Origin of the sequence: Pseudoduganella chitinolytica (assembly GCF_029028125.1) — a bacterium.
GTDB classification, from domain to species: Bacteria; Pseudomonadota; Gammaproteobacteria; order Burkholderiales; family Burkholderiaceae_D; genus Rugamonas; species Rugamonas chitinolytica.
Genome location: NZ_CP119083.1, coordinates 6,013,758 through 6,034,997, shown reverse-complemented (window position 1 = coordinate 6,034,997; position 21,240 = coordinate 6,013,758). Strand labels below are relative to the sequence as shown.

Genomic DNA, 21,240 nt, shown 5'->3' with positions numbered 1-21,240 from the left:
CTGGTCGGACGGCGCCGCTACGGCGACATCATCGTACGCCGCCACGCGCTCGCCAGCCAGTTACGCGCCGCGCTGCCCACCTGGGCCGCCGCCAACTTCGTGCACCTGCGCGGCGGCGACGAGCTGGCCGGCCTGCGGACCTTGCTGGAAACGCGTGGCGGCAACGCCGCCGTGTGCGTCATCGCGGGCCGCGCTGGCTTCCCCGACCTGGCACGCTTGACGCAACTGCTGGAACGGCTGCCCTACGCGGAAGAGGACTTCACCGACCGCACCCCAAGCCACTGCTGGTGTTCCTGCGCAGCGCCCACGTCCTGCTGGAACGGTGGCCGGCGTTCGGCGCGGCGCCACTGCACACCTGGGAGCAGTCCTGGCACGACAGCCAGCGCGTGCAGTCGCTGCAGCCGCTCGACCTGGCCAGCATGCGCGACTTCCTGTCGCTCACCAGCGGCTCGACCGCGGCGCGCCATTTCAACCAGGTCGCCATCGACACCTACTTCTACACGAAAAGCTCGACCGACAAGCGCAAGATGCGGGCGGAATACGCCTTCTACGGCCTGGTGCCGGAAGCGATGCGGCCCTGGCTGGTACAGCCGTTCGGCTTCGAGGACAACGGCGAGCGCGCGTCGTACAAGATGATGCGCTACTACCTCGCGGACGCCGCCCTGCAATGGGTGCACGGCGCCTTCGAGCCGGACGCCTTCCGCGCCTTCGTCGAGCGCCTGCTGTTCTTCGTGACGACGCGGCCGCGCCGGCCCTGCACGGCGGCCGCTTCCGCGCAGGTGGCGCGCACGCTGTTCGTCGACAAGGTCGAGGAACGCGTCGGCAGGTTCCTCGACATGGCCGAGGGCCGCCGCATCGACGCGCTCGCGGCGGCAGCGGCGCCCGAGCTGGCACTGCGCCCGCAGCTCGAACGCTACCTGCGGCTGTATCGGCGCCACGAACGGGCGTTTGAATTCGACCACATGGCCATCGGCCACGGCGACCCGTGCTTCTCGAACGTCCTGTACGACCAGCAGCGCTACCTGCTGCAGCTGATCGATCCGAAAGGGGCGCTGACGGAGCAAGAGCTGTGGACCCATCCACTGTACGACCTGTGCAAGATCTCGCACAGCGTGCTGGGCGACTACGATTTCATCAACAACGGCCAGTATCGGGTCGGCTTCACCGACGCCAACGCGTTGACGCTGCAGCTGGAGCTGGCGCGCCAGGCCCCCCTCAAGCCGTTGTTCGTGCGCCAGCTGCGTGCGCACGGCTTCGACCCGCGCATCGTGCGCCTGGGCGAAGCGTCGCTGTTCCTGTCGATGCTGCCGCTGCACATCGATGTTCCCAACAAGGTGCTGGCCTTCCTGCTGAAAGCCCGCGCCATACTCGACGAGGTTGAAAGTGACTGACATTCCGGACGACGACGCCCTGCTGGTCGTCGACATCGACGGCACGCTGTGCGACATCAAGGCCACCCACGAATCGTATGCGGACGTGCGTCCGCGCATGGAGATGATCGCGCGGCTGCGCGAATACCAGCAGCGCGGCTACCGCATCCTGCTGTACACGTCGCGCAATATGAAGACGCACAATCACAACCTGGGCCTGATCAACAAGCACACGGCACCCGTGCTGCTGGCATGGCTCGACAAGTGGGAAGTGCCGTACGACGAGATCCTGTTCGGCAAACCGTGGCCGCGCAAGCGCGGCTTCTACGTGGACGACCGCGCGATCCGCCCGGACGAGTTCCTGAAGCTGTCGGAACAGGAAATCCACGCGATGCTGGGGCAGGAATAATGCAGAATATCGTCATCACGATGGCGGGACGCGGCTCGCGTTTCCACGACGCGGGCTATACGGTGCCGAAATACGAAATCATGGCGCACGGCCGCAGCCTGTTCGACTGGTCGATGCTGTCGCTGCGCGAGTTCCTGCGCGAGCCGGCGCGCGTGATCTTCGTGTGCCTGGCGGAGAACCGGTCCGGCGAGTACGTGCGCAGCCGCTGCGCCGCGCTGGGGCTGACGGACGTGCATGTGCTGGAGCTCGACGGCGTCACGGACGGCCAGGCCACCAGCGCCTGGCTGTCGCGCGAACTGTGGCTGCCGGACGCACCGCTGCTGATCTATAACATCGACACCTACGTGGAACCGCAAGCGCTCGCCCCTGCCGATATCCGGCCCGGCTCGGACGGCTGGGTGCCATGCGTCACGGTACCAGGTGAGCACTGGAGTTTCGTGGCACTGGGCGCCGATGGCTGGGCGACCGATCTCGCGGAAAAGCGGCGCATCTCGGACCACGCGTCGGTCGGGCTGTACTGGTTTGCCCACGCCGCCGCCTATGCGCGCGCCTACGAGCGTTACTTTGCCGATCCCGCCAACCTGGTACGCGGCGAGCGCTACGTGGCGCCGCTGTATCGCCAGCTGCTCGCCGACGGCGGCAAGGTGTCGATCGCCGACCTGGACCCGGCCACCGTACACGTGCTGGGAACGCCGGCCGAGCTGGAGGCCTTCCTGGCGCGGCCGCCAGTGCCATCGACGTGAAGCCGACTTACCATGTCGACGGGAGCTGGTATCACGGCAGCACGCAGGCCGCGATCCGCTCGATCCATGGCAACCGTATCGAAACGAGCCTGGGGGGCGGCGAGCTGGGGCTCGGCTTCTACATCGGCAATTACGGGCACGTCGCCAGCGCGTGGGCGCGCCACAAGGACAAGCACGACGCGGCGGTGGTGGAGTTGCGGCTCAACGCGTTCGCCTCGACGGACCTGACGAAGCTCGATCTGAGCTGGCTGCTGGCAAAGGAGCGTTATCTCCAGATCGGCCGGGAGCGCACGACGAGAACCCATTTGTTCCACCACGACGTCGTGGCGGCGCCGATTGTCGGCCGGGCCATGCCTGGCTCGCCCTTGCAACTGAAGTGGGAAGGCGACGCCTCGAAAAGCTTCCTCAATTCGAGCGCCGTAGTAAAAATCCTGACCAGGCTATGATACCGTTCGAGCACGCCGTATATTTCCTCGGGTTTGGCCGTACCCCGTTTGGCGACGGCACCGTCCTCGCGTTCGTGCACGACATTGCCGACGACACGCGCACTTCCTGGTCGAACATGGGACTGTTCGTGTTTCCACGCCGGGGCGAAAACCGCCGCAAGCCGCGCGAACTGGTCTTCCCCGCGGTCAGCGGGTTTGGCGAAAACGCCAGGGAGTTCAACGTACTGCTACGTTCACGCTATCGCGAAGACGTGGGCTCGAACAAGTTCCGGTGCGAACCTGACCAGGCCTTTCCATTCCTGTCGGCATTGACGTTCACCGCGCGCGAACTGCCCAAGCCGGTACGGCTCGAAGGCAGTGCCGCCGTCCTGGCCCCTTTCAGCCTCTGGGAACTGGTACCGGATGACCGCGCCGAACTGGAGCGCTTGTGGCGGGAGGCGCAGTTCTATTTTCTCGGCGTCGGCAAGAGGCTCGGCTGACGCAACAGCGGGGGCCGGGCGGGCCCACCGCGCTTTCCGGCGAGCCAAACCGCTATAATGTCGGCTTTCCCAGCATTTCCGTTCTGATCCCACTATGCAAGCTAGCACTCTCCGCGCTCCCGTCGAGGCCGGCGCCGCTCCGGCTTTGTTCGTCAACATCGCCGCCTACAAGTTCATCACGCTCGAGAACCTGGAAGACCTGCGCCCGCAATACCAGGATATCACCCAGCGCTTGGGCCTGAAGGGTACCGTGCTGTTGACGCCCGAGGGCATCAACATGTTTCTGTCCGGCACCCGTGCGCACATCGACGAGTTCCTGGCATGGGTGCGCAGCGATGCGCGCCTGGCCGACCTGGAAGTGAAGGAAAGCCTGTCGGCCGAGCAGTCGCACAAGCGCATGCTGGTCAAGATCAAGGCAGAGATCATCACGATGCGCATGCCGCTGATCAAGCCGGAGGAAGGCCGCGCCCCGTTCGTGGAGGCGAAGACGCTGAAGCGCTGGCTGGACCAGGGCCACGACGACAATGGCAAGAGCGTCGTCATGGTCGACACCCGCAACGATTTCGAAGTGGACGTGGGCACGTTCGACAACACGGTGGACTACCGCATCAAGAAGTTCACGGAATTCCCGCAGGTGATCGCCGAGCACAAGGACGATTTCGCCGGCAAGACCGTCGTCACGTTCTGCACGGGCGGCATCCGCTGCGAGAAGGCGGCCATCCACATGCAGAACATCGGCTACGACAACGTCTACCAGCTCGAAGGCGGCATCCTGAAGTACTTCGAGGAAGTGGGCGGCGCGCATTACACGGGCGACTGCTTCGTGTTCGACTACCGCACGGCCCTGAATCCGAAGCTGCAGCCGACCGAGACGGTGCAGTGCTTCGCCTGCCGCGCCGTCGTCACACCGCGCCAGCAACTGGCGCCGGAGTACGTTTACGGCGTATCGTGCCCGCATTGCCACGGCAATCAGGCTTGAACGCTGGCTGAGTAGCAAATCGGCAACATCCCGTGTTGCCGGCGATGGAACGGGCGTACACTGGCGGCACGGTCCACTGCACCGGGCCGTGCAACGCCTGGCGCCGCGCGGCCGGGCGGCGATCGGGAGCCCCGCCATGCAACGAGCCCGCCTGTCCCGGGACAACGACACCCAACAATACCCCATCTGGCAGCCTGCCACGGCTGCGCATGACGCGTTCGCCAACGCGATCGCGCACAGTCCCCGCCTCGCGCAGCAGCGCACGCTCGGCCCCCTCGCCGCGGCGAGTCCACGCCAGGTGGCGCAAAGGCAGCTGGCTACCGATCTGTTCGGCGCGGCGGCCATAGGGCCCGCCAACCGAACCGGCCTTCCCGACCCGCTCAAGCAGGGCATCGAAGCGCTGTCCGGCGTTGCGCTCGACAGCGTGCGGGTCCACTACAACTCCACCAGTCCGGCCCAGCTGGGGGCCCACGCCTATGCGCAAGGGCAGGACATCCACCTGGCGCCGGGCCAAGAACGGCACCTGCCGCATGAGGCCTGGCACATTGTCCAGCAAGCGCAGGGCCGGGTAGCGCCGACGCTGCGCATGGCGAACGGCGCGCCGCTCAACGACGACGCCAGGCTGGAACACGAGGCGGACACGATGGGTGCACGCGCCTTGCAGGGAATGGCCGACCCGGCCGCGCCAGAAAAGCTGTCCAACCACACCGCGGCGGCGGCCGGCCCCGTGCAGCGCGTGGGCGAGGACTGGATCGGACCGATCGCCGAAACGCTCGGCATCGCCGCCGCCGCGGCCACCCAGTTCGTCTCCTATTTGCTGCGGACCTATCCGATCCCTGCGATCGTACTGATGCTGGGCGGTGCCGGGCTGGCGGCGGCTTACGCGCGCTACCGGCGCAAGGACGAGGATGAATCCGGTCGGGGACCGGGGGGCGGGTCGGAGTCCGAATCCGAATCCGAATCTGAATCCGGATCTGAATCCGAATCCAAATCTGAATCCGAATCTGAATCCAAAAAATCTGAATCCGAATCCGAATCCGAAACGGCGTCCGAGGACGCCGAGAATACGGATGACTTCCGCTGGGTCGGCAAGAAAGCGGTCCGGGCAAGGGGCAAGCTGTCGCCCTACCGCAAGGCGGCATGGGACGAGTTCGTCCGGCTGGGTCCGCCGGTAAATCCGAAAAAGAAATCGTCCAAGCCAAAGAAGAAAAAGAACTGGAACGAGGAAATCGTCAAATCGAAGCGCAAGGCGCAGGCGGACAGCGTTGCGCTGGTGCCGAAATCGGCGCCCTACAAGCCCTACAAGGCAATACCCATCACGGGGTCGACGCCATTCTTCGTCAATATCGAAAAGCGGGCCGAGGGCACCAAGAGCTCAAGCCTGTCGGGAAAGTCCGGCACCAAGCCCCTGGCCGTCGTGTACGGCCATCACGGCGCCGCCTCTTACAATGCCTCGGCGCTGGCCGAGGTCCACGTCCACTTCAACGATGACGACCCGGTGGACAGCCATACCGGCGCGCACGTCAAGGTCGGCACCGCCTACCCGCACAGCTGGGGCAGCGGCAATGCCAGTGGGCAGGCGGACCTGGCGGGCATCCTCGATGAAGGGTTCCATGGGGATGCCTGGACGCGGTTGCAGACTTATCGCTAGGGGTCGGAGGCGCACCCAAGCGGTTCTCGTGCTTGCGCAGTGTGTTGAGCGGACGCCAACGGGCCCTGAGCAAAAAAGACCCGGCACTCTACCGGTTATTGCAATAACATTATGACTCTCTTCACAACAACGAGGAAAATCATATGTCCGGCTGGTCTGCAGGATACGTTGCCGATGTCGGCTACACCTTTGGCCTGTACCCCGAGCTCAATCCGCTGCGGATCCGGCTCGCGTTCCTGAACATGGGCTTGGTCTTCCCGGAGACGGGAACGGCCTGCGAGCTGGGCTTTGGCCAGGGCGTCAGCGTGAACGTACACGCCGCCGCGTCCGGCCAGACCTGGCACGGTACCGATTTCAATCCGGCCCAGGCGGGCTTTGCGCGCGAACTGGCTGCCGCTTCCGGCGCAAACGTCCAGCTGACCGATGCCGCCTTCGCGGAATTCTGCGCACGCGACGACTTGCCGGACTTCGACTTTATCTGCATGCACGGCATCTGGAGCTGGATATCGGACGAGAACCGGCACGTCCTCGTGGACTTCCTGCGCCGCAAGCTGAAGGTCGGTGGCGTCCTTTATATCAGCTACAACACGCAGCCGGGCTGGGCGGCGATGGTGCCGGTGCGAGAACTGATGACGCAGTATCACGCCTCGATGACGGTCCCCGGCGCGGGGATGGCAACCCGCGTCGAGCAGTCGCTGCAGTTCGCCGAGAGGTTATTCGCCACCAATCCGTCGTTTGTACAGACCAATGCGCTGATTCCCCAGCGGATGGCTCAGTTGCGCGCGCTCGACAAGAGCTACCTGGCACACGAGTACTTCAACCGGGACTGGCAGCCGATGTCTTTTCCGCAAGTGCGTCAATGGCTGGAACCTGCCAAGTTGGACTTCGCCTGCTCGGCCACGTACATCGAGCATGTCGAGTCGATCATCCTGACGCCGGACCAGGCGGAGGTATTGAATACGCTCACCGATCCGGCATTGCGGCAGCTTGCGCTCGACTTCGTCCTGAACCAGCAATTCCGGCGCGACTATTGGGTGCGCGGAAAGCGGCAATTGACGGGCGCAGAGAGCAGCCGGCTGCTGCGCCAGCAATACGTAGTGCTGGCGGTTCCTGCCAGCGAGGTTGTCTACAGCACAAAAGTGGGGCAACTCGAGCTGTCGTTGAAAGAAGCCGCGCACAAGCCCGTCATCGACGTGCTGGCCGATCATCGGCCGCGCACGATCGGCGAAATCGAAGCCGCATGTGCAAGTGCAGGCATGACGGGCCCGCAGGTGTTCCAGGCGGTATTCATGCTCGCTGGAACGCAGCAGATCCAGCCGGCGCAGGATCCCGCTGTGACCGAAAACGCCCGTGCAGCATGCTTCCGGTTGAACGGCCACCTGATTGCCCGCGCTGGCACTAGCGGCGACGTCAACTATCTCGCTTCGGCGGTCACGGGCGGTGGTGTGCCAGCGCCACGCATCCACCAGCTGTTCCTGCTGGGTCTAACACAAGGAAAGAAAAACGTCGGTGAACTGGTTCCGTATGTGATGGCAATCCTGAGCCAGCAGAATGTGTCCGTACTACACGAAGGTAAGCCTGCCACCCAGGATCAGCAGTTCACCCTACTGGAACGACAAGCGGGCGAATTCCTGCAACGCAGGCTCCCGGTGCTGAAAGCGCTGGCCGTCGTTCCCTGATCTATTCAAAATAGGCAGTGACGAGTTTCACGTCCTCGGCAGCCAGCGTCCCGGCGCTGGCGCGCACGCGTAGCCAAGCCAACATATAGTTGTAGCGGGCTTGCGCCAGGTCGCGCTGGGCCGTCGACAACTGCCGTTGGGCATTCAGCAAGTCCAGGTTGATCCGCACGCCGCCCTGGATGCTTTTCTCGGTTGCCTTGACAAGCAGGTTGGCCGAATCGACGGCCTTGATCAGTGCGTCGATGCGTGAGCGGCTGCTCTGCATTGCACTGTAGTTGCGGCGCAGTTCCACCAGCACCTTGTCGATCTGCGCCTGCAAATCGGCCTTGGCCTTTTCCTGCTGCGCGACCGACTGCCGCGTAGCGGCAGAAACGGAACCGCCCGCGTACAGCGGAATGCTCACCTGGAAGCCGATACTGCGTACCGTCGTGTCCTGGTTGTAGGTCGAGATCGAGTCGGCAGCTTGCTTGCCGTATGTCCCGGTCAGTTCCACTCGCGGCAGGTGTCCGGAACGCTGACGGTTCACCTCCTGCTTCGCTACCTCGAGACTGCTCGTCAGCGCCCGGATCTCGGGATTGGACGCCAAGGCCATGTTCTTCCACTCGTCATAGCTCTGGTTATTCGGCATGACGGCACGAAAGCCCGGGCGCAGGTGATCGAGTCCGTCGGCGTGACCGCCGATGAGCACGGCCAGCGCGTCGCGGGCGCTGGCCAACGCATCCTGCGCTTCCAGCACCTGGGCTTCGGCCAGGTCGAGCCGCGATTGCGTCTCGATCATGTCGGTGCTGGTGCCCTCGCCTTTCTTGAACAGCAGGTCGTTGACGTTGCGCTGCTCCGTGTACATGGCGCGTTCCTTCTGCGCCAGCGCCAGTTGGTCCTCGCGCAGCAGCACATCGAAATAGGCCGCGGTAACGCGCAGGATCACCTCCTGCGATTGGTTATCGAAGACCGCCGCCGCATAGGCGCTCTGGGCGTTTCCCTGCTTGTAGCGGGCCCATGCTTCCAAGCTGAACAACGGTTGGCGTACCTGGACCGTGCTGTTTCGGGAAATATACTTGCGCGGCAACTCGCGCTCCTGCACTTCGATGGTCGAGTTGTTGCGCGAGCCCGCATAGATGCCCGACACCACCGGCAGCAGATTGGAGCGGCCGATAATACGGTTTTCCTTGCCCGCCTCGTTCGTGTAAAACGCCGCACGGTACGCAGGGTCGTTCGTCAGCGCAGCCTGATAAGCTTCCATCAGGCTCAGCGCCGAGGCGTCGGCGGCGCCGAACAGGGCGGCCGCAACGGGCAGTAATTTGAACAAACGTCGGGCCACGCTCAATCCTCCGAAAGCGCGCTCTTGGAGCGGTCGATAATCGGTTTCAACAGATAATTCATCATCGTGCGCTCACCGGTCTTGACGAACAGTTCCACCGGCATACCGGATTGCACGTCCATTTTGTGCGCGGCAATCAGGCGTTGTCCCTCGGGCGTCACGCGCGCCGTGATCTTGTAGTAAGGCACGCCACTGCGTTCGTCGACAGTACGGTCGGCCGAGACAGCCGTGACGACACCAGGAATATGCGGCGTCTTGTTGGTATTAAACGCCGAGAACATCAATTCCACCGGCAGGCCCACGTGCACCTTGTCGACCAGGTTGACTGCCAACTGGCCGTCCACGACCATGGCATCGTTGGACGGGACGATATCCATCATCTTGAAGCCTGGCGCAACAACGCCACCGCGGGTAAACACGGACAAACCCACCACCGCGCCATCGACCGGCGCCTTCACCTCGGCATTGGCGACCTCGAATTCCAGCGCCTGCAGGCGAGCGGCCAGGCCGTTTGCTTCCTTGCGGGTGTCCGCCAGCTGCGTCTGTATCTCCCTCTGCTGTTCCTGGACCCGCTGGCTGCGGCGCAGGCTCAGCTCCATCACTTGGCGCTGGGCGCGGGCGATATTACCAACGTCCTGCGAAAAGTCGGCGGACAGCTGTGCATAAGTGCGCTCCAGGTCGATCTGGCGGTTGCGCGGCACATAACCTTCGCGCGCCAGGTCGCGCATATTGCCAAGCTGCTCCTTCAGCAGGCCCAGTTGCAGCTTCTTGCTCTCGCGCGATTCTTGCAGCGTCTGGATCTGGATCTTGATACCGGCGATATTTTCGTCGACGGCGGCCAGTTCGCTGCGCAGCGCCATCTGGCGGGACGTCATCAACTGGCTTTGCAGCGCCAGATTGGCCGCCACCTGCGGATCGCTCTTGCGGTCCGCCAGCAACTCAGGAACCGAGAATGTGGAGGCGCCGGCTGCCTCGGCCATCAGGCGCGCTTCCATCATGCGGGCGCTGATGTATTGCCCGCTGGCGATTTGCGCCTGCGAGCGGGCCTGCACGGAGTTCATGCGCACCAGCAGTTGGCCGGCCTTGACCGTGTCGCCATCCTTGACGAAGATGTCCTCGACGATGCCACCGGTAGGGTGCTGCACCGCCTTGCGGTTGGATTCCTTCGCAACGGTACCGCTCAGCGGTACGCCCTTGTCCAGTGGTGCGAGGAACGCCCACAACAGGAAGGTACCCAGGCCGAGCAGGATGATCAGCCAGCCGGCACGGGTGTATGCACCGGCATTCGTGTTGACTTCATAAGGCTCGACGTCGTGCGTGACGGCGTCGGAAGTGTCTGCCTTGTTTCCGATGAGTTTCATGGTTACTCCTGTTCCGTCGCTGCCGGCGTACCTGCTGCCGGCGTTTGCGGCGCCTGCGGCTGCGGCGATTGCGGCTGCGGGGCCTGGGGCGCCTGCGGCTGTGGCGCCTGAGGGCGGGCCTGCTGCTGGGTCTGCAATGCCTTCTGGTTGGCTTCCTGCAGCGCCTGCAAGACCTGGTTGGTCGGGCCGAACAATGCCGCAGTACCGTCGCGCAACATGAGCAGTTTGTTGGTGGCGCCAATGATGCTGGTGCGATGCGTGATCAGCACGATCGTCTTGCCGCGCTGGCGCAGGTCGTTGACCGCGCGTACCAGCGCTGCTTCGCCGACATCGTCGAGGTTCGAGTTCGGCTCGTCCAGGACGAGCACGGAAGGATCACCGTACATGGCGCGTGCCAGGCCCAAGCGTTGTTTCTGGCCTCCGGACAAGCCGCTGCCGTTATCGCCGAGGATCGTGTCGTAGCCCTTTGGCAGGTGCAGGATCAGGTCGTGCACGCCAGCGCGTTGCGCCGCCAGGACGACCTTTTCCGGATCGACTTCACCGAAACGGGCAATGTTCTCGCTGACGGTGCCGCCGAACAGTTCCACATCCTGGGGCAGATAGCCCAGGTTGGGTCCCAACTCACCCTTGTTCCACTGATAAATGTCGGCACCGTCGAGACGGACCTTCCCGGCCTGCGCCGGCCAAATACCGACCAGCAGCCGGGCCAGAGTCGACTTGCCGGAACCGCTGGCACCGATAATGCCCAGCACGTCACCTGCTTCGATGCGGAAGTTCACGTTGCGCAGCAGAGCGACCTGGCTGCCCGGCGGTGCCGCGCTGACGCTTTCTACCGACAGGTTGCCTTTCGGCGCGGGCAGGCTCATGCCGACGGAGCGCTCGGGATTGCGCTGCAACAGCTCATTCAGGCGCTCGTACGCGCTGCGCGTGTTGGCCCACGTCTTCCAAACGCCGATCAACTGCTGGACCGGCGCCAAAGCGCGGCCAACCAAAATCGACGCGGCGATCATCATGCCAGGGGTAAGCTTGTTCTCGAGCACCAGCAACGCGCCAAAGCCCAGCACCAGCGACTGCAGTGCCAGTTGCACAAACTTCGTCACGGCGCCGATCACGCCAGCTTTTTGGCTGGCATCGGCTTGCAGGCGCAGGAACAGCGCATGTTTCTTGAACCAGCGCTGCATCAGGTTGGGCAGCATGCCCATCGATTCGATCACCTCGGCGTGGCGCAGATTGTTCGTTGCCAGGGCATTCGATGCCACGGCGGTGGTGTTGGCCTCCGACAGGGGCTTGTGCGTGACGCGCTCGTTGATATAAGCCAGCGCGATCAGGATCACGCTGCCGACCAGGGCGAACACGCCCAACATCGGCTGGAACATGAAGATGACGATCAGGTAGATGGGGAACCATGGCGCATCGAAAAACGCGAACAGGCCGTTACCGGTCAGGAATTGACGTAGGTTGGTCAGGTCCTGCAATGCCTGGCCCGCCGGGTTACCGCTCTGCTTCAGACTTTGCTCGAACGCGGCGGTGTACACACGCTTGTTCATCTGCATGTCGAACTTCGCGCCGACCCGCACCAGGGCGAAACTGCGGACCATCTCCAGCATGGCAAGCAGGAGGTAACCGCCCAGCATCATCAGCGTCAGCATGCCCAGCGTGACCTCGTTGCGGCTGGCCAGCACGCGGTCGTACACCTGCATCATGTACAGGGACGGAATGAGCATCAAAAGGTTCGTGACCGCGCTGAATGCACCGATCGTATAGAACGTGCTCTTGAACGTGAGCAGTACCTGCTCGATCTCGTTCTTGACGTCGAATAACTTGTTTTTCATTGGCGAAATGCACCGAGAGTGTGGAGGCCTGCAATGAGACCGACCCGCGGACTGCGGGAGAGGTGAGATTATCGCTCAAATTCCGCGAGAAATGTGACGCGTATCACAAAATATACAATTCCCCGCATCAACAGCAGTGGAAACGCGACAGGTGTTGCAAGGAAAAAAGCCCGCCTCCTTGCGGAAGCGGGCTTTTTGTAAGGGTGGCAAGCTCCGGAGAGCTTGCCAGCTTACCAAGCTTATTAAGCCAGGGTGAAGTCGCCAGCAGTCGTGGTGGACTCAACGAACTTCGTGACGCCAGCAACACCGGTCAGCTTGATCAGGAAGTCGTTGCTGCCGTCGCCAGCAGCGCCCGAACCGTACACGTACGTGTCGGAACCTTGCTGGAACACAACTACTTCATTGCTTGCCGTAGCAGTGACCAGCGTCGTGATGCGCTCTGCCAGCGTGTCATCGGCAGCAGCGAACGTAGCGACGCCACTGGCAACAGCGATGCCCGAAGTTGCGGTAGCAGTGCCACCGTTGGCAACCACGTTGTTCGCCGCAGCGATACGGATGATGTCATCTGCAATCGCGAAGTCCGTAATCGCGTCAGCACCAACGCCTGCACCGTCGGTCGCGGTGTCGCCTGCAACGCTGACAAAGATGTCTTTGCCTGCGCCACCGGTCAGAACGTCGGCGCCAGTGCCACCGGTGATCGTGTCAGCACCAGCACCACCCAGGATACGGTCAGCTTGGGCCGTGCCGGTGATGATGTCATCGCCCGAACCGGAGTTGATCGACAGACCGTTGGTTGCCGTCAGCGCGAAGTTCAGAGTCAAGTCGCCGGTTGCGGCAGCTGCGTTGACGCTCGTGTTGATAACGGCCGTCGTCGCGGTCGAGTTCAGCACGAAGTCGGACGCACCGGTCAGGTTCAGCGACGACCAGTCGTCGTGAGCCAGGGTCAGCGTTGCTACACCAGTGCCGGTCGAAGCCTTGATGTTCAGCGTTTCCACGTCGGTAACCGTGATGCCGGCAATAGCAACGTTGGCATTGTTAGCGCTCGTGATATTGACCGAAACGGTGTCCAGTTGGCCAACGGTTGCAGCATCTTTGACGTTGACGGTCAAATCAGCAGCACCAACCGTCGTGATGGCAGCGGCTTGCGTTGCAGTCACGTTGTTGAAAATTACAGTGCCGGTGCCGCGCAGTGCGGTGATGCCCGCGATGTAGTCCAGGTCAGCGGTCACGCCACCAGCAGCGGACAGGGTCTCGAAGGCGGTGTACAGCTTGCCGGTGGTCGAGGTCAGCTGGTTCGATGCGGTGATCGTCAGGGTATCGTTACCGGCGCCAGCGTTCACGGTACCGGTGGTCAGAATTGCACCAGCGGTGATCGAGTCGTCGCCTGCGCCCGTCGTGACTTTCAGGGTTGTCGAGGTGCCCAGCGTTGCGGAGATCTTGCCGGTGGCAGCGGCGCCGTTGACATCAACGGTTGCGTTGTTCAGCGTGCCCAGCGTGCGGTTGCCCGAGCCGGTGATCGTCAGCGTTTCAACAGCGACGGCGGAGACGTCGGTCGACACGTTACCAGCGCCAGCGATCGTGACTTCATCGGTCACGCCAGCAGCGGTCACAGCACCGGTCGTCAGGTTCGTGGTGGCGTTGATTGCCAGCGTCGTCGACGAACCGGCCAGGGTCACGGCGCCAACGGTGTTTGCACCGCCGGTCGAGTTGATCGTGGTTGCCTTGATGCCGGTGCCGGTGACCGTGATCGCGCCCGTGCCAACGGTGCCGTTGGACAGGTTGATGACAGCAGCGTCAGCGCCAGCGGTGTAGCCGACGGACGAAGCGCCGTTGGTCACGACACCGTTACCGATCACGCCAAAGGACGCGCCCGATGCCAAGTTCGTAACCGTTACAGCTGCGCCCGAGCGGTCGCTGTTGAAGGCGGTCAGGCCAACGAACGTGCCCAGGTCAGCGGACGTGATGTCCGTGGTAGCGCGGACGTTGAACGTTTCGATGTTCGTGATGCCAGCAGCTGGGAAGTTAGTACCAGTCGTGTGGACGTAGTTCAGCACGTCGGCGCCGGTGCCGCCGTTCAGCGTGTCGGCAGCCGTCAGCAGGCCGGTCGAACCGTTGAAGATGTCAACAGCTGCGGTGCCGGTGATCGTGTCCAGACCATCGGTCAGGGCGTGGATCACGGTTGGGTTCGAGCCGCCAACGATTGCTGCCAGCGCGTTTTCAACGGTGGTCTGGTAAGCGGCTGGGTCGGTTTCGTCGGTAACGGCCGACAGCAGGTCACGTGCTGCTGCTGCTGCTGCGTCGCCCGAGTAGCCGTTGATTTCAGCCACGGTGTCGATAGCGGCGGTGAAGTTGGTCGCGACTTCGGTCTTGTTCTCGACCGTTGCCTTGTCCAGCAGGCCTTGCTCGGACGTGTTGCTCAGCGCGCCTTCGGTGATGGCGGCAGCGGCATTCGTCTTCGACAGACGGCCAGCGGCGATTTCGCCAACCCAGAAGTTCAGGCCTTCAACGTCGGCGTCGCGGTTCAGCACGTTGCGGTACACAGCGTTGACGAACTTGGAAATACCGATCGTCGTGTTGTCGTTGCCGTACAGGGCGATCGACTCAGGCGAGCTGCTGAAGCTGTTGACCAGTGCCTTCAGGGCAGGCGCGGTAGCCGATGCCTGGACGGCTGCGGTCAGTTCCACGAAGGTGGTCGGCGCCTTCAGGGCATCCAGTTGTTCGGTGTAGTTCTTCAGGCCGTAGTAGTCGGCTGGACGGCCGAAGTACGACACATACAGTTGCTGTACTACTGCTACGTAATCTTGTGCTGCCATGATGTAAATCCTTATAAAGGTGGTGTTAACCAAATTTCTGCAATCTGGTAAGACCCGTTACTGAGCCTTTTTTGCAGGTTGCGAAGTATATTGCCACACTGGAGATTGCGCGTTGTGACAGCCATCACATCGAACCACTATTTTGTGGCAGAAACGCCGTTTTTTTACAGTTCGTTTCAATTAGTTTGATGAGATGCCTATTCGCTAAGCAGTATACGTGCTTTCGGCGCCGTCTGTGCGCACGGTTCCCGAATGAAAAAACGCAGGCGATGCCTGCGTTTTTCTTGTTGAGCTGAATCGCCTTATTTCTTCCAGGTGGTGCCGCCGATAACGGTTATGCCGGAGCGCGGGGTATTGCGAAATATATAAGCCGCCTCCTCGGCTTGCGCGCCACTGAGATAGCCCCGGATCGTGCTCGCCGATGCGGCATCGTTGACCATCAGGCCTTTCATGTCGATGGTGCCGCGGCCATTCACGGCAAAGTTCGACGCCGCGTCCGCCACCACCAGCGCGGTGGTGAATGTGCGGTTTTCGAAATTAACCCCGAGCGAACCCGAGTTCACGCTGGCCACCGATTCCCTGCCGTTTCGAACGATAAACGCCTCGCTATTCGCCAGCGTAAAGGCGGCCGTGCCTTCTTTCGGCATTACCAGCGGCGCCCCTTTAACGCGTCCCATCATGTATTCGCCAACGAATGTCTCGCTATCCATTTCCTTGCCAGCGAAGCTGGCCGGGCGGTTCACGTCGCCAGCCACGGTGCTCCACCTGCCCCAGAAGATTTCCTGCGGCTTCGGCGGTAACGGCACCACCGGTTCCGGCTTCACCTCGATCACCGGGGGCGTCGTGACGATATTGCCGCCATCGTCGGCACCGCCGTCCCCTGGCGGGTTATTGGTGGTGGTGCGGACATTGCCTACCGCGAGTTCGCGTTGCGGATCCAGGTTCACCTGCGCGCCCTGCAGCGGCACCGCGGCCACCTTGCCGACCGGTTCGTCGGAACGGGGTTTCTCGTTCTGGTCCGGCGACAGGGCCGGGTTGTTCAGCAATTGCGGCACGGGCTGGCCGCGCTGGATCTGCAGCAGGCCCGCCTGCCCCGCGAACAGCTCGCGGCTGGCGCCGCCTTCGCAGGGACCGACACCTTCCGCCGTGCAGCTGCCGCCGAAGCCGGCCATCACGACGCCACCGGAGACGACGGACACGCGCGACGTGTGCTGGTCGGTAAAGACGATGAAGTCGGTGCCGCGTACGCCGATCGCGGCGACCGGCGTGTTGAATCGGAAGTTCTGCCGCGCGGCCTTCACCCCCTGGCCGGAAATCGCGCGGGCGACGCCGTTCGTCAGCTCCAGCTTGACGCGGGTGTTGGCCGGGTTGGCGCTGTCGATGTGATAAGCCGTCACCTTGGCGCTGCTGTTCGGGCGCAGGATGAAGAAGCCGTTGTCGACTGTTTTGATGTAGACGTAGCCGTCGTTGCCGGTAACGATGTCGTCGCCCTCCTGGACGACGGCATCCAGCGCGGCCGGCTTGCTGGCCAGCTGGGCCTTGCCGGTCACGAACACGACGCGACCGGCATCGGCCGCCCATGCCGTGGCGCAGCAGACGAACATCAAGCTGGCGGTAAGCAGTTTGTGCATATAAATCTCCTTATCGCTCATTTTCCGGTGTTACAGGTAAAAATCTGTGATTTACGTCACAAATTACAACTGTTACACTTGGCGTTACAACTTCTTGCGTTGCTTGCCGTGATGCTTACTGATGACTCTATACATCGCGTTATACTAGTTATTTACTAACCTGTGGGATACCCGCAACAGTTTATCCGGTACGCCGGCTCTCCTCCTCCATGACGAATCCGGTATCCTCGCGCCCCAACCCTGCTCCGGCCCTCGTGCTGCGCGGTGTCGTGGCCGCGGCCGTCGTCCTGGTCGGCGCCGCGCCCCAGCTGGGCAGCGCGCCAGCGCCGTTGCGCCTGGGCGGCGAATGGCTGCGCGACCGCTTCATCCAGCTGGCGGCGCGCGACGTGCCGGAAAACCGCATCCTTGTCGTCGATATCGACGAGAGCAGCCTGGCCGAACAGCCCTGGCCCTGGCCGCGCGCGCGGCTGGCCGACCTGGTCGAAGTGCTGCTGCAGCACGGCGCCCGCGGGGTAGCACTCGACATCCTGCAGGAAAAGCCGGCCGATGCCGACGGCGATGCGCGCATGGCCATGCTGGCCGCCCATGGCCCTGTCGTGCTGGCGCAGATGTTCGACTATGTCGAGCGCGGCAGCCCGCTGCATGCGGGCATGCTGGGCGGCGGCACCCCGGCGGCGGTACCCGGCGAGGCCGTCGTAGGCCACGGCTATATCGGCAACCACGCCGGTCTGTCCCGGGCGCGCCATTTTGGCAATATCGGCGTGGTGCCCGACGCGGACGGCGTGCTGCGCCGGGTACCGCTGTACACGTGGTACGAGGGCCGGGCCTACCCCACGCTGTCGCGCGCGCTGCTCGAGTGCTGCGCGGCCACGCCGCCCGCCCCGGGCGCAACCGGCATGACGCGCATTCCCTATGCCCGCACCTGGGAATCCTACGACGTCGCCAAGGCCCGCGATCTATTGCGCGGCGCCGTGCCACCGGAATACATTCGCGACCGCTACGTGCTGATCGGTTCGTCGTCGCTCAGCATCGGCGACCGCCTGGCGACGCCTACCGGCGCATCGACCGCCGGGCTGCTGGTGCATGCGGCGATGCTGAGCGCCCAGCTCGACACCCTGGCCGGGACGGCCCCCGCCCCGTGGGCCGGCCGGGCCATCGCCACGCTGTTCTGCGCCGTACTGGCGCTGGCAGCCAGCTACACGCTGCCGCGCTGGTCCGCCGCCGTCAATGCACTGCTGCTGGGAACCGTGGCCGCGGCATGGGTCGGCCTTGCGTACCTGATGGCGCCGCACGACCCGCTGCTGGAGCCGGGCGCGCCGTTGCTGGCGATCGCATTCCTGCTGGCCGTCGCGGTGCCGATGCACTGGCAGCTGGCCCAGCAGCGTTCGCGCCAGCTGCTGGGCACGTTGCGGCAATATGTCGCCAAGGCCGTCGTCGACGAGCTGCTGCGCAGCGACCTGAAGGATCCGCTGGCGCCGCGCCTGCTGCAGGTCACCACGCTGATCGCCGACATGCAGGGTTACACCACGCAGGTCGAGTCGCTGTCGCTGGAGGAAGCGGCGCGGCTGACGACCGATTTCCTCGACTGCCTGACCCGCCCCGTGCTGGAAAAGCAGGGCACGCTGGACAAATACACGGGTGATGGGCTCGTCGCCTTCTGGGGCGCGCCGCTGCCAAACGCGGAGCATGCCGACCTGGCGCTGGACGCGGCCGCCGGCATCCTGCGCGAAGTGGCCCGCTTCAGTGCCGCCCGCGCGGCCCAGGGCTTGCCGCCCCTGCGCGTGCGTATCGGTATCGAAAGCGGGCCGGCGATGGCCGGCGACTACGGCACCAGCTTCCGCAGCATCTATACAGCGGTCGGCGACAGCGTCAACACGGCTTCGCGGCTGGAACAGGCCGCACGCGACTATCCGCATGACGTGATCGTCGGCGAGGGCACCGTGGCGCTGGCGCGGCGCCACCGTTTCCTGCCGCTGGGCGAACGCATGTTGCGCGGCAAGGAACGGCCGATCCGCGTGTACACGCTGGCGGAGGCCGCATGAGCCGCCTCCTGCCGATCTGCCTGCTGGCCTTGAGTTGCGGCGCCGCCGCGGCGCAGGATGCAAGCGTGCCCACACCGGGCACGCCCGCCTACGAACCCGTGCGCAATCCGGAAATGTACCGCGAGGCGTTGCGGCTGCTGAACGAGGGCCGCCCGGACGAGGCGGCCGTGCTGCTGCAACGTTTCCTGGAACAGGAACCGGAGCACGCGGGCGCCTGGCTCGACCTGGCGCTCAGCGAATGCGAACTGGGCAACAGCAGCGAGGCATTGCGCCTGTTCGCCGCCATCGAAGAGCGCTTCGACCCGCCTCCCGGCATCCGCGAGGTCATCGCCGCGCGCCGTGCCGAGGGGTGCCAGCGTGCCCGGGTGCGGCCGGCGTCCTGGCTGCTCAGCACGTCGCGCGGGCGCAGCAACAACGTCAACCAGGGGGCCAGCAGCCCGACGGGCGTGATCGGCAGCGGCGGCAGCCAGAGCGAGTTCGAGCTGGATCCGTCGTTCCTGCCGAAGGCGGACAATTACGTGACCGCCACGGCGTCGTTTCTCAAGCCCTTGAATAACCGGGGCACGCTGGCGATCGTGCAGGCTTATACGATCCGCCACGACAGCGTCCACGAACAGGACGTGTCGTCGCTGCTGGGTGCCCTCGAGCACGCCATGTCGCTCGGCACGTGGCGCGTGCGCGGCACCGCCGCGTTTGGCGCGACCACGCTGGGCGGCCAGTTGTACCAGCGTCAGCAACAGGCCCAGGTGCGGGTCGTCCCACCGGTGCCACTGCCGAAATACCTCGACCTGTCCGTAGCAGCCAACCTCAACCACGTCGATTATCCGACGCGCGACAGTTACGACGGCAACACTTGGGAGCTGAGCACCACCCTCACCTACCGCAACCAGCGCAACCAGGTGCTGCTGACGGCCAGCGCGCTGCGCGACAACGGCGCGACGACGCGCCCCGGCGGCGACCGCAAAGGCTGGTTCGGCAACGTGCAATGGTATACTTCGCTGGGCCGCGGCTGGTTTGCCGAAGCAGGACTGAGCCACCAGGTCTGGCTGGGCAGCGAAGTGTACTCGCCCGAACTGATCGACGTCGTGCGGCGCCAGCAGACCACCACGGGCCGCGCCGCCGTGCAGTATTATTTCCGCCCCAATTACAGCCTGTACCTGGAAGGGCGCGCCACGCGCAACCACGAGAACATCGGCCTGTTTCAATATAATGTGCGCTCTGTCCAGCTTGGCTTGCGCTGGGATAATTTTTAACGTAGCGCAAGCTGGAGTTGTCGGATGATGGGCTGGGAAGTAGGGATGTTCGCCGTCGTGGTTACGGCGGTGGCGGTGGGCTGCCTGATGCCCACGCATTGGTTGCCCCCGCTGCCGCACGACAAGTGGCTGCACTTCGGCGCGTATGGCGGCTTGACGTTGCTGGCCGTCCAGATTGCCCCCGGCTGGAGCCAGCTGAAGTTCTGGCTGCTGGGCCTCCTGGTTGCCGGCTGGCTGATCGAACTTCTGCAAATGCTGGTCCCGGGCCGTAATTTTTGCTGGCGCGACATGGGCGCCAATGCCGCCGGCATCGTCACCGCCGCCACCGCCGCAATGCTGCTGAGAACTGTACTGTAGAGATGACGAGCAAACCGAACAATGACATCGTGACGAGGGACAGCACGCCCGCCCCGGATACGGCGACGACGCCCGCCCCTGGCGAGCAGTCCCAGGTCAACCTGCAGATCCACCTGCGCAAGATCCCGCTGCTTGCCGAGCTGAACGAGGAAGAAATGGCCCGGGTGAAGGCCGATATCCGCATTCGCCAGTACGCCAAGCGCGACGTGGTGCTGCAAAAAGGCGCCCCCGGCGACAGCCTGCTGTTCCTGCTGACAGGTTCGCTGCAGGTCATCGACATCACCGAGGATGGTCGCGCCATCGGCCTGCGCATGCTGCAGCCGGGCGACTTCTTCGGCGAGATCGCCGTCATCAACGGCACGATGCGCTCGGCTTCGGTCGTCGCCGTCACCCCCGTGCTGGTGGCGCTGCTGCCGCGTCACACCGCGTTGCACCTGTTTGCCCACTCGCCTTCGGTGGCAAACCAGATGCTGCGCTTCCTGGCCGAGAAGGTACAGCGCGACTCGGAGTTCCGGGCCCTGCTCAGCATCCACAACACGGCGCGACGCATCTACACTTTCATCAACCTCCTGAAGGAAAAGAAGGAGGGGGACGTGCACGTGGTGGAGAACCTGCCGACGCACCAGGACATCGCCAACATGATCAACACCAGCCGCGAAACGGTGACCCGTACCTTGCTGGCTCTGGTCCAGCAAGGCATCGTCGAGAAGGGGACGCACAAGCTGATCATCGTCAAGCCGGAGGCCTTGCAAAAGCTGACGCAGGGGTGATTTCTTCTCCGCCCGCACCAATTCGTAACAATTGGTAAGCTGGCAATTATTTATTTCCGTCATGCTATAATCGGCAACTTTACCGGGCTCACCGAGCCGGTGCGCCG

General features: G+C 63.7%; 18 protein-coding genes. 12 read left to right on the top strand and 6 right to left on the bottom strand.

Going from position 1 to position 21,240, the window contains the following annotated elements; all coding sequences use genetic code 11:
* Positions 1–60 precede the first annotated feature (60 nt).
* The gene (locus PX653_RS26740; RefSeq protein ID WP_277415664.1) at positions 61–282 is read right to left on the bottom strand and encodes a hypothetical protein; all 222 of its coding nucleotides are present in this window, start codon (positions 280–282) and stop codon (positions 61–63) included.
* A 5-nt stretch (positions 283–287) separates the two neighbouring features.
* On the opposite strand from PX653_RS26740, the gene PX653_RS26735 reads away from it, so the two are divergent.
* The 8 genes from PX653_RS26735 to PX653_RS26700 all read left to right on the top strand — a co-directional run bounded on the left by PX653_RS26735 (position 288) and on the right by PX653_RS26700 (position 7,756).
* Positions 288–1,391 carry a hypothetical protein gene (locus PX653_RS26735; protein WP_277415663.1) on the top strand — a complete coding sequence of 368 codons (1,104 nt, stop codon included), beginning with the start codon at positions 288–290 and terminating at the stop codon, positions 1,389–1,391.
* Complete coding sequence (locus PX653_RS26730) at positions 1,384–1,779, top strand: HAD family hydrolase (protein ID WP_277415662.1); 396 nt, start codon at positions 1,384–1,386, stop codon at positions 1,777–1,779. Before PX653_RS26735 ends, PX653_RS26730 begins: the two co-directional genes overlap by 8 nt.
* Complete coding sequence (locus PX653_RS26725; RefSeq protein ID WP_277415661.1) at positions 1,779–2,522, top strand: glycosyltransferase family 2 protein; 744 nt, start codon at positions 1,779–1,781, stop codon at positions 2,520–2,522. The genes PX653_RS26730 and PX653_RS26725 overlap by 1 nt, the downstream gene beginning before the upstream one ends.
* Positions 2,519–2,968 carry a hypothetical protein gene (locus PX653_RS26720; protein ID WP_277415660.1) on the top strand — a complete coding sequence of 150 codons (450 nt, stop codon included), beginning with the start codon at positions 2,519–2,521 and terminating at the stop codon, positions 2,966–2,968. The genes PX653_RS26725 and PX653_RS26720 overlap by 4 nt, the downstream gene beginning before the upstream one ends.
* The gene (locus tag PX653_RS26715) at positions 2,965–3,447 is read left to right on the top strand and encodes a hypothetical protein (RefSeq protein WP_277415659.1); all 483 of its coding nucleotides are present in this window, start codon (positions 2,965–2,967) and stop codon (positions 3,445–3,447) included. The genes PX653_RS26720 and PX653_RS26715 overlap by 4 nt, the downstream gene beginning before the upstream one ends.
* Positions 3,448–3,541: 94 nt before the next feature.
* Positions 3,542–4,426, top strand: a complete 885-nt coding sequence (locus PX653_RS26710) for a sulfurtransferase (RefSeq protein WP_277415658.1) — start codon at positions 3,542–3,544, stop codon at positions 4,424–4,426.
* Between the two features lie 136 nt (positions 4,427–4,562).
* On the top strand, positions 4,563–6,077 hold the full coding sequence (locus PX653_RS26705) for an eCIS core domain-containing protein (protein ID WP_277415657.1): 1,515 nt from the start codon (positions 4,563–4,565) through the stop codon (positions 6,075–6,077).
* Between the two features lie 143 nt (positions 6,078–6,220).
* A complete protein-coding gene (locus PX653_RS26700) occupies positions 6,221–7,756 on the top strand; it encodes a class I SAM-dependent methyltransferase (protein WP_277415656.1) in 1,536 nt (511 codons plus the stop codon).
* 1 nt (position 7,757) lies between these two features.
* On the opposite strand, the gene PX653_RS26695 is transcribed toward PX653_RS26700, so the two are convergent.
* From PX653_RS26695 to PX653_RS26675, 5 genes are all read right to left on the bottom strand, one after another.
* Positions 7,758–9,074, bottom strand: coding sequence for a TolC family outer membrane protein (locus PX653_RS26695; RefSeq protein WP_277418661.1), 1,317 nt, complete (start codon positions 9,072–9,074; stop codon positions 7,758–7,760).
* Between the two features lie 2 nt (positions 9,075–9,076).
* A complete protein-coding gene (locus PX653_RS26690; RefSeq protein WP_277415655.1) occupies positions 9,077–10,435 on the bottom strand; it encodes an HlyD family type I secretion periplasmic adaptor subunit in 1,359 nt (452 codons plus the stop codon).
* 2 nt (positions 10,436–10,437) lie between these two features.
* Positions 10,438–12,267: a type I secretion system permease/ATPase gene (locus tag PX653_RS26685; RefSeq protein WP_277415654.1), complete on the bottom strand. Its 1,830-nt coding sequence runs from the start codon at positions 12,265–12,267 to the stop codon at positions 10,438–10,440.
* A gap of 242 nt (positions 12,268–12,509) precedes the next feature.
* Complete coding sequence (locus tag PX653_RS26680) at positions 12,510–15,080, bottom strand: DUF4214 domain-containing protein (protein ID WP_277415653.1); 2,571 nt, start codon at positions 15,078–15,080, stop codon at positions 12,510–12,512.
* A gap of 302 nt (positions 15,081–15,382) precedes the next feature.
* A complete protein-coding gene (locus tag PX653_RS26675) occupies positions 15,383–16,711 on the bottom strand; it encodes a FecR family protein (protein ID WP_277415652.1) in 1,329 nt (442 codons plus the stop codon).
* A gap of 209 nt (positions 16,712–16,920) precedes the next feature.
* Here PX653_RS26675 and PX653_RS26670 point away from each other — a divergent pair, with 209 nt between their 5' ends.
* From PX653_RS26670 to PX653_RS26655, 4 genes are read left to right on the top strand one after another with little or no spacing between them, the layout of a single operon-like run.
* Positions 16,921–18,753 carry a CHASE2 domain-containing protein gene (locus tag PX653_RS26670; protein WP_277415651.1) on the top strand — a complete coding sequence of 611 codons (1,833 nt, stop codon included), beginning with the start codon at positions 16,921–16,923 and terminating at the stop codon, positions 18,751–18,753.
* Positions 18,750–20,006 (top strand): tetratricopeptide repeat protein, encoded by a 1,257-nt coding sequence (locus PX653_RS26665; protein ID WP_277415650.1) that lies wholly within the window; start codon positions 18,750–18,752, stop codon positions 20,004–20,006. Before PX653_RS26670 ends, PX653_RS26665 begins: the two co-directional genes overlap by 4 nt.
* 24 nt (positions 20,007–20,030) lie before the next feature.
* The gene (locus tag PX653_RS26660) at positions 20,031–20,363 is read left to right on the top strand and encodes a VanZ family protein (RefSeq protein ID WP_277415649.1); all 333 of its coding nucleotides are present in this window, start codon (positions 20,031–20,033) and stop codon (positions 20,361–20,363) included.
* Between the two features lie 2 nt (positions 20,364–20,365).
* Entirely contained in the window at positions 20,366–21,133 is a 768-nt protein-coding gene (locus PX653_RS26655; protein WP_277415648.1) for a Crp/Fnr family transcriptional regulator, read from the top strand.
* Positions 21,134–21,240: the final 107 nt, after the last annotated feature.